A 14,175-nucleotide genomic window follows, 5' to 3' on the forward strand; every position below is an offset into this window, starting at 1 on the left:
CGGCCACCGCGGGCGGCGGTCAGCCCGTGTCCACCGACTCGAACCGCCACCTGTGCACCGCACGGGAGACCAACTCGGCGTTCGGCTCGGGCAGTTCGGGCAGTTCGGCGTCGTAGGGCGCGTCCCACCAGGTGATGACGAGGACGCGGTCCTGCGGGGCCCGGAGGGTTTCGCGGCGCAGAGGCTCCCGGGGGAGCCGCTGTTCGCGGGTCCACGCCAGCAGGTCCTCGCCCCGCCCGGAGACCGCCCGCGCCTCCCACATCAGCGCGACGGTCACGCGTACAGGTTCCCCTCGCCGGTCTCGTGCGCGTGGTCGTGGGAGTGCCCCGGCACATGCGGGTCCGTCACCGGCAGCGACGAGTCCGCCGACAGGTCCCAGCTCGACGCGGGCCGGTTGCGGGCCACCATCTCGGCGCCCAGCGCCGCCACCATCGCCCCGTTGTCGGTGCACAGCTTCGGCCGGGGCACCCGCAGCCGGATGCCCGCCGCCTCGCAGCGTTCCTGGGCGAGCACCCGCAGCCGGGAGTTGGCCGCGACACCGCCGCCGATCATCAGGTGGTCGACGCCCTCGTCCTTGCAGGCCCGTACGGCCTTGCGGGTCAGCACGTCCACGACCGCCTCCTGGAAGGAGGCCGCCACATCACGCACCGGCACCTCCTCCCCCGCCGCCCGCCGCGCCTCGATCCAGCGGGCCACGGCGGTCTTCAGACCGGAGAAGGAGAAGTCGTACGCCGCGTCGCGCGGACCGGTCAGACCGCGCGGGAACGCGATCGCCTTGGGGTCGCCCTCCTTCGCGTACCGGTCGATGACCGGGCCGCCGGGGAAACCGAGGTTCAGCACGCGCGCGATCTTGTCGAAGGCCTCGCCGGCCGCGTCGTCGATGGTCGCGCCCATCGGCCGGACGTCGGAGGTGATGTCCGAGGACAGCAGCAGGGAGGAGTGCCCGCCGGACACCAGCAGCGCCATCGTCGGCTCCGGCAGCGCGCCATGCTCCAGCTGGTCGACGCAGATGTGGGAGGCGAGGTGGTTGACGCCGTACAGGGGCTTGCCGAGCGCGTAGGCGTACGCCTTCGCCGCCGAGACCCCGACCAGGAGCGCGCCGGCGAGGCCGGGGCCGGCGGTGACCGCGATGCCGTCGAGGTCGCGCGCCGAGACGCCCGCCTCCTTCAGCGCGCGTTGGATGGTCGGCACCATCGCCTCCAGATGGGCCCGCGAGGCGACCTCCGGCACCACCCCGCCGAAGCGGGCGTGCTCGTCGACGCTGGAGGCGATCGCGTCGGCCAGCAGGGTGGTGCCGCGGACGACACCGACGCCGGTCTCGTCGCAGGAGGTCTCGATCCCCAGGACCAGGGGTTCGTCAGCCATGGATCTCGGTTCCTTGTACGCCGTCGCCGGAGGGGGAACCCGCAGCGGAGCCGCTGTCGGGTGCTGTGGTCATCTTCATCACCAGGGCGTCGATGTTCCCTGGCTGGTAGTAGCCGCGCCGGAACCCGATGGCCTCGAAGCCGAAGCGTTCGTACAGCTTCTGCGCGCGGGTGTTGTCGATGCGGCACTCGAGCATCACCTCGGCGCACTCGAAGGCGGTCGCGGCCCGCAGCAGCTCGGCCAGGAGCCGCCCGCCGAGGCCGGTGCCCCAGTGGTCGCGGGCGACGGCGATCGTCTGCACGTCGCCGAGGTCTCCGGAGGCGGCCAGTCCGGCGTAGCCGACGACGCGGTCGCCGTCCTCGGCGACGACGTAGCGCCGGGTCGCCTCGGCGCCCCGAGAGTGCGCCAGTTCGGACCAGAACATCCCCCGCGACCAGGCGTCCTCGGGGAAGAGGTCCTTCTCCAGGACGAGCACGGAATCGATGTCCCACCAGCGCATCTCGCGCAGCCGAGGAGTCACGGTGTCGGTCACTTGGGGGTGACCACCTTGTAGTTCTTGGGAACCTGGGCGTCCGGCCGCCGCAGGTACAGCGGCCGGGGCGGCGGCAGCTCCTCACCGGCGGCCAGCCGTTCGGCGGCGAGGGCGGCGAGCGCGGCGGCGGAGACGTGCTCGGGCTCGCGCGCGACCGGGAAGGTGTCCGGGTAGAGCAGCGCGCCCGCGCCGACGGCGGGCAGTCCGGCCACCTGGTCGGCGATGTCGGCGGGCCGATCGACGGCGGGGTCGGTCAGGCGCGTGCGGGAGTCGGCGTAGCGCGCCCAGTAGACCTCCTTGCGGCGGGCGTCGGTCGCCACGACGAAGGGGGCCGTGATGTCGGACGCGTAGGCGAGCCCGTCGAGCGTGCACACACCGTGCACGGGGACGCCGAGCACGAGCCCGAAGGTGTCCGCGGTCATCAGGCCGACCCGCAGTCCCGTGTACGGGCCGGGTCCGATACCGACGACCACACCGGTGACGGCGTCGATCTCAAGCCCGGCCCGGGCGAGCAGGCGGTCCACGGACGGCAGCAGCAGTTCTCCGTGCCGGCGCGCGTCCACCTGGCTCGACGAGGCGATGACGGCCGTGCCGTCGTGCAGGGCGACGGTCACTGCGGGGGTGGCGGTATCCAGAGCGAGCAAGAGCACGCAAACAGCCTACGGCCACGCGGGGCCCGGCACCGCCGCCCCGGCAGGGCCCGCGTCTGCTGCTACCGTCGCCACGGAGCGTGACGTGACGGGCCACGGAACGCACGGGACACACGGGACGGCCGGCCGGCGCGACGCACGGGACGACCGGCCGTAGGAGACCACGCACGAGACGGCAGAGGTGGGCGACGGTGGCAGCAGGCAGCTCCGGATTCGTGGCCGCGCTCACCGTGGCGGCCCTCACGTCGGTCGGCTTCCTCGCCTACCAGGCCTCGGCGACCGTCCCGGACGACCTCGGCGAGGCGCACGTACGCGTCTCCGCCTCCACGGCCGCCAAGAAGGCCCCGCGGGACCGCAGGCACCCGGCCGCCCTGCCCGCCGCGTCCGGCATCGGCACACGGGTCGTGTACTCGCTGGACGACGACCGGGTGTGGCTGGTCGGCGCGGGCGACCGGGTCAAGCGCACCTACCGGGTCACGCCCGGCTCGATCGACCCGATGCCGGGCCTCTACATGGTCACGTCCCGCTCCAACGCGGTCACCGGCACCGACGGCACCCCCGTCGAGCACGTCGTCCGTTTCACCGCCAAGGACGGCGTCACCATCGGCTTCAGCTCGGCCGTGGACGACACGGCACCGGCGGCGGACGCGCCCACCCGCACGGGCGGCATCCGGGAGTCCCGGGCGGACGGCGACGCGATGTGGCGGTTCGCGACGATCGGCGCGGCGGTCGTCGTCATCCCGTAGGGACAGCCGTTGCCACCATTGGGCGACAGCCGTCGTCATCCCGTAGCTACAGCCGTCGCCACCGTTGGGCTGACAGCCGTCGTCATCCGTCGGCGACAGCCACAGCCATCGTTGGGCGACAGCCGTCGTCATCCGTCGGTCGCCAGCCGTCGGCACCGTTCGGCGACAGCCGTCGCCATCGTTCAGCGACAGCCGTCGTCGTCCGTCGGCGCCAGCCGTCGTCATCCGTCGGGGTGACAGATGTCGGTGTGCGTCAGGCGGCTTCGCGGTGGTCCTCGACGGGTTCCGTGCGCTGCGGCTCGGGCGGGCGCGGCGGCGTGGAGATCAGGTCCGCCGCGGCACACGAAGCCAGCAGGTCGCGCATGGACACCACGCGGGGCACGTCTCGGTCCATGGCCGGCATGGGCGCCTCCTGAAGGTCCGTGAGCCGGACGTAGTTAGGCACACCTAACTACGGGCTGGGTACCATGTGACCACGCACAAGAGCCCGAACGCAACATCTTGCCGACGTCTTGTCGGAACGTTCGCCGGGCCGGGCGCCCACCCGAGCCCCGAACACCCGCGGATCAGGCGCTGAACACGCTCGGGTCGACCGTCGCCCAGCGCGTTCCGAGGCCGGTCAGCGTCACGTGGCGCACCTCGTCGGTGGTGTCGCCGACGGCTCGGTGGATGACGATCCGCAGCCGGTCGTCGGTCAGCTCCTCGACCTTGCCCTCGCCCCACTCCACGACGATCACCGAGTCGGGCAGCGAGACGTCGAGGTCGAGGTCCTCCATCTCGTCGAGGCCGCCGCCCAGCCGGTACGCGTCCACGTGGACCAGGGGCGGGCCGTCCCCGAGGGAGGGGTGCACGCGGGCGATCACGAAGGTCGGGGAGGTGACCGCGCCCCGGACGCCGAGCCCCTCGCCGAGCCCGCGGGCCAGTGTCGTCTTGCCCGCGCCGAGCTCCCCGCTGAGCATCACCAGGTCGCCGGCGCGCAGCAGCTTGGCGAGCTTGCGGCCCAACTCCTTCATCTCTTCGGGGGAGTTGACGGTGATGTCCGCAGCGGTGGGCTCAGCCGGGTCGTGCGGTGCTGCTGGTGCTTCCATAGCCACTTACGGTAGCCCCTGCGGGTACGGCGCCCGCGCGGGTGAGCAGGTCGGCGAGGCGGTCGGTGACCGCTTCCGGGTGTTCCAGCATCACCAGGTGCCCGGCGTCCGGGACCAGCACGAGTTCGGCGTCCGGCAGCAGGTCGGCGATGGCCTCGCTGTGCTCGCTGGGTGTCACGAGATCGCCGATCCCGGCCAGGACGAGCACCGGGACGTCCTTGAAGTGGGTGAGGGCGGCGGTCTTGTCGTGGTCGGTGAACGCCGGGTAGAACTCCGCGACGACGTCGATCGGGGTGCCCTCGATCATCCGCTCGGCGAAGCGGGCCACGGCCGGGTCGACGTCCCGGGACGCGAACGAGTACCGCTTGATGATTCCGGTGAACAGGTCGGCGGTGGCCCGGCGCCCCCGCTCCACCAGGGCGGCCTGCTGTCCCAGTGCCTTCAGCACACCGGGCAGTACCCGCCGTACCGCGTTGACGCCGGCGACCGGCAGCCCGAAGTTGACCTCGCCGAGTCGCCCGGAGGACGTACCGACGAAGGCGGTGGCGACGACGCGGTCCCGGATCAGCTCCGGGTACTGGTCGGCCAGCGCCATCATCGTCATGCCGCCCATGGAGTGCCCGACCAGCACGACCGGGCCCTCGGGCACGGCGGCGTCGAGGACGGTCTTCAGGTCGCGGCCCAGCTGGTCGATGGTGAGCGGCTCGTCGTCCTGGGTCTGGGCCACGCCTCGCCCGGACCGGCCGTGGCTGCGCTGGTCCCAGTGCACGGTCCGTACGACCCCGCGCAGGGCGGCCCGCTGGAAGTGCCAGGAGTCCTGGTTGAGGCAGTAGCCGTGGCTGAAGACGACGGTGACGGGGGCGGGGGCCTTGCGGCCGAAGAGTCTGCGGCGGCGCGGGGAGAGCGCGGGGGCGGCCTCGGGATCGACCTCGTCGACCTCGTAGTACAGCTCGGTGCCGTCGTCGGCGTACGCCTTGCCGGGGGTGCCGCGCAGCGCGCCGTACGGCCCCGACGAGTCGAGGGCGAGCCGGGCCTTGTTGCGCATGCCGCGGCCGACCGTGAGCCGTTCGAGCGCCACACCGGCGGCCGCGCCCGCGGCGACCACGCCTATCGCGGCGCCGGCGAGGCCGGTCGCCCGGCGCCAGCTCCCGGCCGCCCCCGGGGCGGAGGCGACGGCCAGGACGGCCTCCGCGCTGCTCTCGCTCACGTACCGCTCCTCTTCGCCGCTCTGCTGGTTCGTACGGCCGGCCGGCCGTGCGGGTCGACCACCGTGTCCGACGGGTTCCTCATGGGCGTCTGCTTCCCCTGCGCGTCAGTTCCTCGTGCAGGAGAACTCATGCGTCATGCACGGGAATTGGTCCCTCGTTCACATAGACGCGGGGAACGCGCGTTCCGATGCGCGTGACGATCTCGTATCCGATCGTGCCCGCCGCCTGCGCCCAGTCCTCGGCGGTCGGCTCGCCGCGGTCGCCGGGGCCGAAGAGGACCGCCTCCGCGCCGGCCGCGGGCTCGTCTCCCCCGAGGTCGACGACGAATTGGTCCATCGCGACCCGCCCCGCGACCGTGCGCCACTTGCCGCCGACCAGCACCGGGCCGGTCCCGGAGGCGTGCCGCGGGATGCCGTCCGCGTAGCCGACGGGCACCAGGCCGAGGGTCGTCTCGCCCGGGGTGACGTAGTGGTGTCCGTAGCTGACGCCGTGGCCCCCGGGCACGTGCTTCACCAGGGCGAGGGACGCCGACAGCGTCATCACCGGGCGGAGTCCGAAGTCGGCCGGGGTGCCGACCTCGGGACTGGGCGAGACGCCGTACAGCGCGATCCCGGTCCGGACGAGGTCGAAGTGGGACTCGGGCAGGGTGAGCGTGGCCGGTGAGTTGGCGAGGTGCCGCACCTCGGGGCGGACGCCGCGCCGTTCGGCGTACGACACCATCTCCCGGAAGAGGGTGAGCTGGGCGGCGATGGAGGGGTGGCCGGGTTCGTCGGCGCAGGCGAAGTGCGACCACAGTCCGGTGATCCGGACGAGCCCCTCGGCCTCGGCGCGCAGGGCGTCGGTGACCAGCTCGGTCCAGTCCGCGCCCGGCTGGCAGCCGCCGCGCCCGAGCCCGGTGTCGGCCTTGAGCTGCACGCGCGCGGGCAGGCCGGCCTGCCGGGCGGCTTCCGTGACCTCCCGCAGGGCCCACATCCCGCTCACCGACACGTCGAGGTCGCCCTCGATCGCCTGCCGCCAGGGGCCGCCCGGCGTCCACAGCCAGCACATGATCCGCACGTGGTCCGGCAGCCCGGCGTCGGCGCGCAGGGCGAGGGCCTCCTCGGGCGTGGCCGTGCCGAGCCAGGACGCGCCCGCCTCGACGGCCGCGCGGGCACACCGCACCGCCCCGTGGCCGTACGCGTCGGACTTGACCACGGCCATCAGGGCCGCGCCCGGCGCGAGGGCACGCAGGGTCCGCACATTGGCGCGCAGGGCGTCCAGGTCGATTTCGGCGCGGGCCCGCAGGGGTGCGGTCGGCGCGGCTGCTGTCTCACTCATGGCGTGCCCAGTGTCTCAGAGGGGTCGGACAGCACGCCAAGGACGGGCGGGAGGGCAGTCGGGCGGGCACTAGTTGCCAGGCCTGTGCCCCCACACGTACACCCGGTCGCCCTTCTTGAGGGCGCCCCACAGCGTGCGGGCGTCGGCGAGGGTCAGATTGACGCAGCCCATGCTTCCGACGGTCGTGTAGATGCTGCCGTAGACGGCGTGGAAGGCCTGTCCGCCGTCGAAGAACTGGGCGTACGGCATGGGGTTGTTGTAGAGCGTCGACCAGTGGTTCTTGTGCCGCCAGTAGATGGTGTGCCAGCCGGTGCGCGTCCGGTACCCGGCCCGCCCGCTGCGCATCGGCACCGGCCCGGAGACCACCTTCGTGCCCTTCTGCACCCAGGTCACCTGCCGGTCGAGGTCGACGCAGGCGATCCGGTACGTCCGCACGGGACACTTCTTCGCCGCGTTGGGGTTCTTCCGCGCGGAGAGCAGCTGCATCCGCGCCCAGGTGACGGGTCCGGCGAAGCCGATGGCCGGCTTGATCCGCTGCCGCAGCTGAAAGGCGCGTACGGCCCGGCAGTCGGCGGCCGACTGCTTCCCGTCCACCCTGAGCTTCAGCCACCGCTCGACGGCCCGCTGATACGGCCCGGTGCGCTTGCTGCACGCCACCTGGGCGGCGGCGTCGCCGAGCGGTACGTACTCGACGAGCGCGTACGTCCCCTCCGTCGCCGCCCGCGGCTCGACGGCGTCCTCCTCGGCACTCGGCGCGTACACCGTCGGCGGCAGCACCTGGTCGGGTGTGTCCGTCTGCCAGGGCTGATACGGCCCCGGCGGCACCCCGGGAACCAACATGGCCTCGGGCCCCGCGGCGGGCGGCGCGGGCTCGGCCGCGGCGGCGACGAGGGGTCGCGCGGGATCGGCCGCGGCGGCTTCGGCGGCTTCGGCGGCTTCGGCGGCTTCGGCGGGGAAGACGCATACCGCGGCGAGCAGTACGGCGACACTCCGGCATGCGATACGTCTGCTGATCATGCGATCAGATAAACGCGGCACCGCGAGGTGAGGAGGGTGGCGCGCGGCGAGGTCACCCTTATTGACGACCCGACCCGTCCCCCTGCGCCATCCGCCGCTTCCGCACACGGTTCCGGTACGCGGTTGCCACTCGGTCGCGCCCTCGCTTTCGTACGGAGTCCCGCATTCGGCTCCGCGTTCAGTCCCGCACGTCGCGCCAGGCCCCGGGAATCGCCGCCGCCACGTCGTGCGCCCCGACCGGCGCCCCGTCCGAGGCGAACCTTCCGGCCAGCCCGTGCAGATACGCCGCCGCGCTCCCCGCGTCCAGCGCCGGAAGACCCGCCGCCAGCAGCGACCCGGCGAGCCCCGACAGCACGTCCCCGCTGCCGGCCGTGGCCAGCCAGGACGTCCCGGTCGCGTTCACCCGCGCCGCGCCGCCCCCGGCGTCGGCCACCAGGGTCGTCGAGCCCTTCAGCAGCACGGTCGCCGCATACCGCCCCGCCAGCTCCCGCGCCGAGGAGAGCCGCGCCCCCTCGACCTCCTCCCGCGCCACGCCGAGCAGCGCGGCCGCCTCCCCCGCGTGCGGGGTCATCAGCGTCGGGGCCGTACGCGCCCGTACGGCGTCCCGGTCGGCCAGCCGCAGCCCGTCCGCGTCGATCAGCACCGGCACGTCGGAGGCCAGGACCTCCGCCACGGTCTCCGCGTCGTCCCCCGCCCCCGGTCCGACGACCCAGGCCTGCACCCGCCCCGCCTTCCGCGGCCCCCGGTCGGAGACGAGGGTCTCGGGGAAGCGGGCGATCACCGCGTCCGCCGCGGGCCCGACGTACCGCACGGCCCCGGCCCCGCCGCGCAGGGCACCCGACACGGCGAGCACGGCCGCACCCGGGTAACGCGCCGATCCGGCGGCGATTCCGACGACCCCACGCCGGTACTTGTCGCTCTCGGCGCCCGGCAGGGGCAGCAGCGCGGCCACGTCCGCGTGCTGGAGGGCCTCCAGCTCGGGTTCGGCGGGCAGCTCCAGCCCGATGTCGACGAGCCGCACCGAGCCGGCGTACTCGCGCGCGGGATCGATCAGCAGGCCCGGCTTGTGCGCCCCGAAGGTGACGGTCAGATCGGCCCGGACGGCCGTGCCGCGCACCTCGCCGGTGTCGGCGTCCACTCCGCTCGGCAGGTCGACGGCGATGACGGCGGCCCGGGAGCGTTCGGCGGCGGCGGCCAACGGGACGGCGTCCGGCCGCAGTCCTCCCTTGCCACCGATCCCGACGATGCCGTCGAGGACGAGGTCGGCGCGGGCGATCAGTTCCTCGGCCTGGCCGGCCTGTGTCGCCCGGTGTGCGGTCTGATGTCCGGCGAAGGCGGGGGCGATCGTGCCGCCACCGGCCCGGCGCAGCGCGGCCAGGCCGCCGGCGTGGGCCCGCTCCGGTGCCAGCAGCACCGCCGTGACGCCGGCCCCGCGCCGGGCCAGCCGGGCCCCGGCGTACAGGGCGTCCCCACCGTTGTCCCCGCTGCCGACCAGGAGCACGACCCGGGCGCCGTAGACCCGGCCGAGCAGGTCCGCGCTCGCGGCGGCGAGTCCCGCCGCGGCCCGTTGCATGAGGGCGCCTTCGGGCAGTCGCGCCATCAGCTCGCGTTCGGCTGTTCGGACCGTCTCCACGCTGAATGCGGTACGCATGCGGTCGAGTCTGCCCCGGATACGCCCGGTGGGCACATCCGGCCGCCGTCAGAGCCCGGGTCTCCCCCTGCGGAGCCGGACGGGTGGCGTCACCCCTCCGCCACCACCACCGCCGACGCGACCCCCGCGTCATGACTGAGTGACAGGTGCCAGGAGACGACCCCCAGTTCGGCGGCCCGCGCGGCCACCGTGCCCGTCACGCGCAGGCGCGGGCGGCCGGAGTCCTCGACGTAGACCTCCGCGTCCGTCCAGTGCAGGCCGGCCGGGGCACCGAGGGCCTTGGCCACGGCCTCCTTCGCGGCGAAGCGGGCGGCGAGCGAGGCGATACCACGGCGTTCTCCGCCGGGCAGCAGCAATTCACTCTCCAGGAACAACCGTTGGGCCAGCCCGGGCGTGCGTTCCAGCGACGCCGCGAACCGGTCGATCTCGGCCACGTCGATACCGACCCCGATGATGCTCATGCCGAGCACTTTATGCCGAGTGGCTTATACGGAGTGCCTTGCGCGGCACCCGAGGCGGAAGCCGGGCGCCGGATTGGAGGCGCTGGTTCCCTTGGCGCACCGGCGCCCGGCCGTGGTTGCCGGGTGCCCACGACATCGGGAGTCACGTCCCTTTTCACGCCTTCCACGCGTGAATGGGGCCCCGGTCACAACCGGGGCCCCACTCACACTTCGACGTGCACGTTCACCAGCGGTACCAGCGGCCACGACGGCCGCCACCTCCCGCCGGACGGACCACGAAGCCCAGCGCCCACACCACGAGCACGATGACCGCTATCCACCACAGCGCCTTCAGTGCGAATCCCGCACCGAAAAGAACAAGAGCCAGCAGAAGAACCAGAAGCAGGGGAACCATATGTATCAACCTCCAGAACACCGAGTGCCCCGAGCTCGCACGAACACGCATCCGGGATTCACGGTTTCTTCACGGCAGTTGGGGGAATCCGAATTGCTCGCGCGCGCCCGCACAGACGCATTCCCTAAGCCGCGCCGAGCTCACACCACACGACCTTGCCCCGATTGCCGTTTCTCGCCAGCGGCTGCCACCCCCACAGATCGGCGCAGGCCCGGACGAGCACCAGCCCCCGCCCGTCCTGCCCGTCGACCGCCTGCCCCGACGGCACGGGCGGCTCCGGCGGCGCGGGGTCGGCGTCCCACGCCCCGATCCGCAGCACACCCGCCGACCAGCACACCCGCAGGGCGGCGGAACACATCACCGTGCGTGTCATCCCCTTCGACCTGGACGGTTTCTCGTGGGGCGGCAGCGCGATGACCTACGTCGGTGGCCCCGTGCCCAAGCTGGACACCGTGGTCCGCGACGCTCCTCATGGCGCCGCCTTCGTCGATTCCGAAGCTCAACTCGCCACGTACCGAACACGTTTCCGTAAAGTGGAGGCTGTATCACTCGAACCCGAACGCTCGCGTGACTTCATCCACAGGCTGACGAAAGAGCTGTGAGGCAACTCGTGACCACCCGCGACAACTGGCGGAAGTCGTCCTACTCCGACGGCGGCGACGGCAACGACTGCGTGGAGGTCGCGGCCTCGCCCACGCACGTCGCCGTACGAGACACGAAAGCCCCGGCCCGAGCCGTCCTCACCGTCCCGGCCGGAGCCTTCGCAGCGTTCGTGAACGGCGTGAAGGGCTACTCCACCGTCACCGACTTCGCCAGGTTGCGCGGCTGACCGACAGTGGAGGCTGTGTCACTCGATCCCGCCCGTTCGCGTGACTTCATCCACAGGCTTGCCAAGGAGCTGTGAGACCGACCGTGCCCATCCCCGAGATCTGGCGTAAGTCGTCCTACTCCGGCGGCGGCGACGGCAACAACTGCGTGGAGATCGCGGCCCGCCCCACCCACATAGCCATCCGCGACTCCAAGGCCCCGGCCGGAGCCGTCCTCGCCTTCCCAGCCGGAGCCTTCGCCGCGTTCCTCGACGGCGTGAAGGGCTACTCCACCGTCACCGACTTCGCCAGGTTGCGCGGCCGATCGAAAGTGGAGGCCGTGTCACTCGAACCCGAGCGCTCGCGTGACTTCATCGGCAGGCTGGCGAAGGAGCTGTAAGGCATGATCACTCGCGACTCCTGGCAGAAGTCGTCGTTCTCCGGCGGCGGTCAGGGCGATGCCTGCGTGGAGGTCGCACACCGCCCCACGCACATATCCATCCGCGACTCAAAGGCTCCGACCCGAGCCACCCTCACCGTCCCGGCCGGAGCCTTCGCAGCGTTCGTGAACGGCGTGAAGGGCTACTCCACCGTCACCGACTTCGCCAGGTTGCGCGGCTGATCCACCTCGTTGCCCCGGGCGGTGGCCAGCTCGCAGGCGAAGACCTGCAAGGGCACCGTGGCGACGAGCGGCTGGAGCAACGTCGGCGTGACCGGGATGCGGATCAGATGGTCGGCGTACGGCACGACCGCCTCGTCGCCCTCCTCCGCGATGACGATGGTCCGCGCGCCCCGGGCCCGGATCTCCTGGATGTTGGACACGATCTTGTCGTGGAGGACGGACCGCCCGCGCGGGGACGGCACCACGACCACCACCGGCAGATCCTCCTCGATCAGGGCGATCGGCCCGTGCTTCAACTCGCCCGCCGCGAAGCCCTCGGCGTGCATGTAGGCGAGTTCCTTGAGCTTCAGGGCGCCTTCCAGGGCGACCGGATAGCCGACGTGCCGGCCGAGGAACAGCACCGTGTTCTTGTCCGCGAGCGAGCGCGCCAGGGCACGGACCGGCTCCATGGTCTCCAGGACCCGGTCGACCTCGCCGGAGATGTGGGAGAGGTCGCGGATGACGGCGCCGATCTCGTCGCCCCACTTGGTGCCGCGCACCTGGCCGAGGTACAGGGCGACCAGATAGCAGGCCACGAGCTGGGTGAGGAACGCCTTCGTCGAGGCGACGGCGACCTCGGGTCCGGCGTGGGTGTACAGCACCGCGTCCGACTCGCGCGGGATGGTGGAGCCGTTGGTGTTGCAGATCGCCAGCACCTTGGAGCCCTGCTCGCGGGCGTGCCGTAGCGCCATGAGGGTGTCCATGGTCTCGCCGGACTGGGAGATGGCGATCACCAGGCTCTGCTGGTCGAGGATCGGGTCGCGGTACCGGAACTCGCTGGCCAGCTCGACCTCGCACGGGATGCGGGTCCAGTGCTCGATGGCGTACTTGGCGATCATGCCGGCGTGGAAGGCCGTACCGCAGGCGACGATGACGACCTTGTCCAGCTCGCGCAGTTCGGCGGCGGAGATGCGGACCTCGTCGAGCGTGAGCGAACCGGACGCGTCGATGCGGCCCAGCAGGGTGTCGGCGACCGCCTTGGGCTGCTCGGCGATCTCCTTGAGCATGAAGTAGTCGTAGCCTCCCTTCTCGGCGGCCGAGGCGTCCCAGTCGACGTGGTACGACCGGACGTCCGCCGGACGCCCGTCGAAGCCGGTGACGGTCACACCGTCCCGCCGTAGCTCCACGACCTGGTCCTGACCCAGCTCGATCGCCGAGCGCGTGTGGGCGATGAACGCGGCGACGTCGGAGGCGAGAAAGGCCTCGCCGTCACCGACACCGACCACGAGCGGCGAGTTCCGCCGCGCTCCGACCACCACGTCGGGCTCGTCGGCGTGCACGGCGACCAGCGTGAACGCGCCGTCCAGCCGCCGGCACACGAGCCGCATCGACTCCGCGAGGTCGGCGCAGGAGGAGAACTCCTCCGCGAGCAGGTGCGCGACGACCTCGGTGTCGGTCTCGGAGGCCAGCTCGTGCCCGCGCTCCGCCAACTCGGCCCGCAGCGCGGCGAAGTTCTCGATGATGCCGTTGTGCACGACGGCGACGCGCCCCGCGTTGTCGAGATGCGGATGGGCGTTGGCGTCGGTGGGCCCGCCGTGCGTGGCCCACCGCGTGTGCCCGATTCCGGTGGTCCCCGCCGGCAACGGCCGGTCGACCAGCTCCTTCTCCAGGTTGACCAGCTTCCCGGCCTTCTTCGCCGCCGCCAGCCCGCCGTCCGCCGGCACGGCGACGCCTGCCGAGTCGTACCCCCGGTACTCCAGTCGCTTCAGTCCGGCCATCACGACATCGAGCGCCGACTGCGACCCCACGTATCCCACGATTCCGCACATGGCCCGCAGCCTAAGCGCCGGGAGCGGGCCGAACCTGGCACTTCCTGCCCGAAATCGGAAATTCTGAGCCGGGTCGGTATTCGGCCATCTTCAGCCCGGCCACCCTGATCGACTCCCGTCACTCAAGCACAGGACATGCACAGAATCCTCCCGAAGCGGAGTCCGGCACACACTCGGCGAGGCGGTCGACCGGGGGATATTTCACGCCACCCGATCACGCCACCACCGAAACAAATCTCTGTTCGAATCGGATGGCGTGTGCCTATCGTGTCGCGCCGCGTGACGGACACCGACCAGTCCGTCCTCGCGCGCGTAGACCAGCGACCGGGGGAACAAGTTCACACCGTCACGGGGGGGCGCGTCGCCATGCCGCAGTGCCCGCAATCCGCGAGTCCCACGCCGACCGACTCCCGGTCTCCTTCCGCGAGATGAAGGGGTGCGCACTTGCGTTCCAGACCATCCGGGTTCTTCGAACCCGCGTCAACGCGTTCCGGGCTTCGCGCTCGGGCC

At 72.2% G+C, this 14,175-nt stretch carries 16 protein-coding genes and 3 pseudogenes; 5 read left to right on the forward strand and 14 right to left on the reverse strand.

The genetic code is table 11. The features are described 5' to 3' along the window. Positions 1-19: 19 nt before the first annotated feature. From OG985_RS19645 to tsaB, 4 genes are read right to left on the reverse strand one after another with little or no spacing between them, the layout of a single operon-like run. Positions 20-277: a hypothetical protein gene (locus OG985_RS19645; protein WP_371669656.1), complete on the reverse strand. Its 258-nt coding sequence runs from the start codon at positions 275-277 to the stop codon at positions 20-22. Continuing rightward, a complete protein-coding gene (gene tsaD / locus OG985_RS19650) occupies positions 274-1,365 on the reverse strand; it encodes a tRNA (adenosine(37)-N6)-threonylcarbamoyltransferase complex transferase subunit TsaD (RefSeq protein ID WP_371669657.1) in 1,092 nt (363 codons plus the stop codon). The genes OG985_RS19645 and tsaD overlap by 4 nt, the downstream gene beginning before the upstream one ends. Then, complete coding sequence (gene rimI, locus OG985_RS19655; RefSeq protein ID WP_371669658.1) at positions 1,358-1,897, reverse strand: ribosomal protein S18-alanine N-acetyltransferase; 540 nt, start codon at positions 1,895-1,897, stop codon at positions 1,358-1,360. The genes tsaD and rimI overlap by 8 nt, the downstream gene beginning before the upstream one ends. Beyond that, the gene (tsaB, locus tag OG985_RS19660) at positions 1,894-2,547 is read right to left on the reverse strand and encodes a tRNA (adenosine(37)-N6)-threonylcarbamoyltransferase complex dimerization subunit type 1 TsaB (protein ID WP_371669659.1); all 654 of its coding nucleotides are present in this window, start codon (positions 2,545-2,547) and stop codon (positions 1,894-1,896) included. The genes rimI and tsaB overlap by 4 nt, the downstream gene beginning before the upstream one ends. A gap of 191 nt (positions 2,548-2,738) precedes the next feature. Between tsaB and OG985_RS19665 the strand changes: the two genes are divergently transcribed. Beyond that, positions 2,739-3,293, forward strand: coding sequence for a hypothetical protein (locus OG985_RS19665; RefSeq protein ID WP_371669660.1), 555 nt, complete (start codon positions 2,739-2,741; stop codon positions 3,291-3,293). A gap of 253 nt (positions 3,294-3,546) precedes the next feature. Here the strand turns inward: OG985_RS19665 and OG985_RS19670 are convergent, their stop codons facing one another. The 9 genes and pseudogenes from OG985_RS19670 to OG985_RS19710 form a co-directional block, all read right to left on the reverse strand. Further along, positions 3,547-3,696, reverse strand: a complete 150-nt coding sequence (locus OG985_RS19670) for a hypothetical protein (RefSeq protein ID WP_371669661.1) — start codon at positions 3,694-3,696, stop codon at positions 3,547-3,549. Between the two features lie 163 nt (positions 3,697-3,859). Then, the gene (tsaE, locus tag OG985_RS19675) at positions 3,860-4,381 is read right to left on the reverse strand and encodes a tRNA (adenosine(37)-N6)-threonylcarbamoyltransferase complex ATPase subunit type 1 TsaE (RefSeq protein ID WP_371669662.1); all 522 of its coding nucleotides are present in this window, start codon (positions 4,379-4,381) and stop codon (positions 3,860-3,862) included. Then, positions 4,347-5,588: an alpha/beta fold hydrolase gene (locus tag OG985_RS19680; RefSeq protein ID WP_371669663.1), complete on the reverse strand. Its 1,242-nt coding sequence runs from the start codon at positions 5,586-5,588 to the stop codon at positions 4,347-4,349. Before OG985_RS19680 ends, tsaE begins: the two co-directional genes overlap by 35 nt. 127 nt (positions 5,589-5,715) lie before the next feature. Beyond that, positions 5,716-6,906, reverse strand: a complete 1,191-nt coding sequence (gene alr / locus OG985_RS19685; RefSeq protein ID WP_371669664.1) for an alanine racemase — start codon at positions 6,904-6,906, stop codon at positions 5,716-5,718. A gap of 69 nt (positions 6,907-6,975) precedes the next feature. After that, on the reverse strand, positions 6,976-7,923 hold the full coding sequence (locus OG985_RS19690) for a L,D-transpeptidase family protein (RefSeq protein WP_371669665.1): 948 nt from the start codon (positions 7,921-7,923) through the stop codon (positions 6,976-6,978). A gap of 178 nt (positions 7,924-8,101) precedes the next feature. Further along, entirely contained in the window at positions 8,102-9,574 is a 1,473-nt protein-coding gene (locus OG985_RS19695; RefSeq protein WP_371669666.1) for an NAD(P)H-hydrate dehydratase, read from the reverse strand. 89 nt (positions 9,575-9,663) lie between these two features. Continuing rightward, positions 9,664-10,035 carry a holo-ACP synthase gene (locus OG985_RS19700; RefSeq protein WP_371669667.1) on the reverse strand — a complete coding sequence of 124 codons (372 nt, stop codon included), beginning with the start codon at positions 10,033-10,035 and terminating at the stop codon, positions 9,664-9,666. 223 nt (positions 10,036-10,258) lie between these two features. Continuing rightward, positions 10,259-10,429 (reverse strand): hydrophobic protein, encoded by a 171-nt coding sequence (locus tag OG985_RS19705; RefSeq protein ID WP_356046985.1) that lies wholly within the window; start codon positions 10,427-10,429, stop codon positions 10,259-10,261. Positions 10,430-10,553: 124 nt separating this feature from the next. Continuing rightward, positions 10,554-10,778 (reverse strand): annotated as a pseudogene (locus OG985_RS19710) (ATP-binding protein); the annotation flags it as partial. On the opposite strand from OG985_RS19710, the pseudogene OG985_RS19715 reads away from it, so the two are divergent. From OG985_RS19715 to OG985_RS19730, 4 genes and pseudogenes are all read left to right on the forward strand, one after another. Then, a pseudogene (locus tag OG985_RS19715) lies at positions 10,777-11,031 on the forward strand (Scr1 family TA system antitoxin-like transcriptional regulator); the annotation flags it as partial. The pseudogenes OG985_RS19710 and OG985_RS19715 sit on opposite strands and share 2 nt — an antisense overlap. 8 nt (positions 11,032-11,039) lie before the next feature. Then, the gene (locus OG985_RS19720) at positions 11,040-11,258 is read left to right on the forward strand and encodes a DUF397 domain-containing protein (RefSeq protein ID WP_371674438.1); all 219 of its coding nucleotides are present in this window, start codon (positions 11,040-11,042) and stop codon (positions 11,256-11,258) included. 83 nt (positions 11,259-11,341) lie between these two features. After that, positions 11,342-11,518 (forward strand): annotated as a pseudogene (locus tag OG985_RS19725) (DUF397 domain-containing protein); the annotation flags it as partial. A 120-nt stretch (positions 11,519-11,638) separates the two neighbouring features. Next, entirely contained in the window at positions 11,639-11,857 is a 219-nt protein-coding gene (locus OG985_RS19730; protein ID WP_371669668.1) for a DUF397 domain-containing protein, read from the forward strand. On the opposite strand, the gene glmS is transcribed toward OG985_RS19730, so the two are convergent. Further along, positions 11,818-13,665 (reverse strand): glutamine--fructose-6-phosphate transaminase (isomerizing), encoded by a 1,848-nt coding sequence (gene glmS / locus OG985_RS19735; RefSeq protein WP_371669669.1) that lies wholly within the window; start codon positions 13,663-13,665, stop codon positions 11,818-11,820. The genes OG985_RS19730 and glmS overlap by 40 nt on opposite strands. Positions 13,666-14,175 lie beyond the last annotated feature (510 nt).

This window comes from Streptomyces sp. NBC_00289 (assembly GCF_041435115.1).
In the GTDB taxonomy this organism is placed as follows: Bacteria; Actinomycetota; Actinomycetes; order Streptomycetales; family Streptomycetaceae; genus Streptomyces.

Coding starts and splice junctions, on each gene's coding strand:
- OG985_RS19700 (WP_371669667.1), bottom strand. CDS start 10,035: ATGAGCATCATCGGGGTCGGTATCGACGTGGCCGAGATCGACCGGTTC.
- tsaE (WP_371669662.1), bottom strand. CDS start 4,381: ATGGAAGCACCAGCAGCACCGCACGACCCGGCTGAGCCCACCGCTGCG.
- OG985_RS19690 (WP_371669665.1), bottom strand. CDS start 7,923: ATGATCAGCAGACGTATCGCATGCCGGAGTGTCGCCGTACTGCTCGCC.
- alr (WP_371669664.1), bottom strand. CDS start 6,906: ATGAGTGAGACAGCAGCCGCGCCGACCGCACCCCTGCGGGCCCGCGCC.
- OG985_RS19695 (WP_371669666.1), bottom strand. CDS start 9,574: ATGCGTACCGCATTCAGCGTGGAGACGGTCCGAACAGCCGAACGCGAG.
- OG985_RS19705 (WP_356046985.1), bottom strand. CDS start 10,429: ATGGTTCCCCTGCTTCTGGTTCTTCTGCTGGCTCTTGTTCTTTTCGGT.
- glmS (WP_371669669.1), bottom strand. CDS start 13,665: ATGTGCGGAATCGTGGGATACGTGGGGTCGCAGTCGGCGCTCGATGTC.
- OG985_RS19670 (WP_371669661.1), bottom strand. CDS start 3,696: ATGCCGGCCATGGACCGAGACGTGCCCCGCGTGGTGTCCATGCGCGAC.
- tsaD (WP_371669657.1), bottom strand. CDS start 1,365: ATGGCTGACGAACCCCTGGTCCTGGGGATCGAGACCTCCTGCGACGAG.
- OG985_RS19730 (WP_371669668.1), top strand. CDS start 11,639: ATGATCACTCGCGACTCCTGGCAGAAGTCGTCGTTCTCCGGCGGCGGT.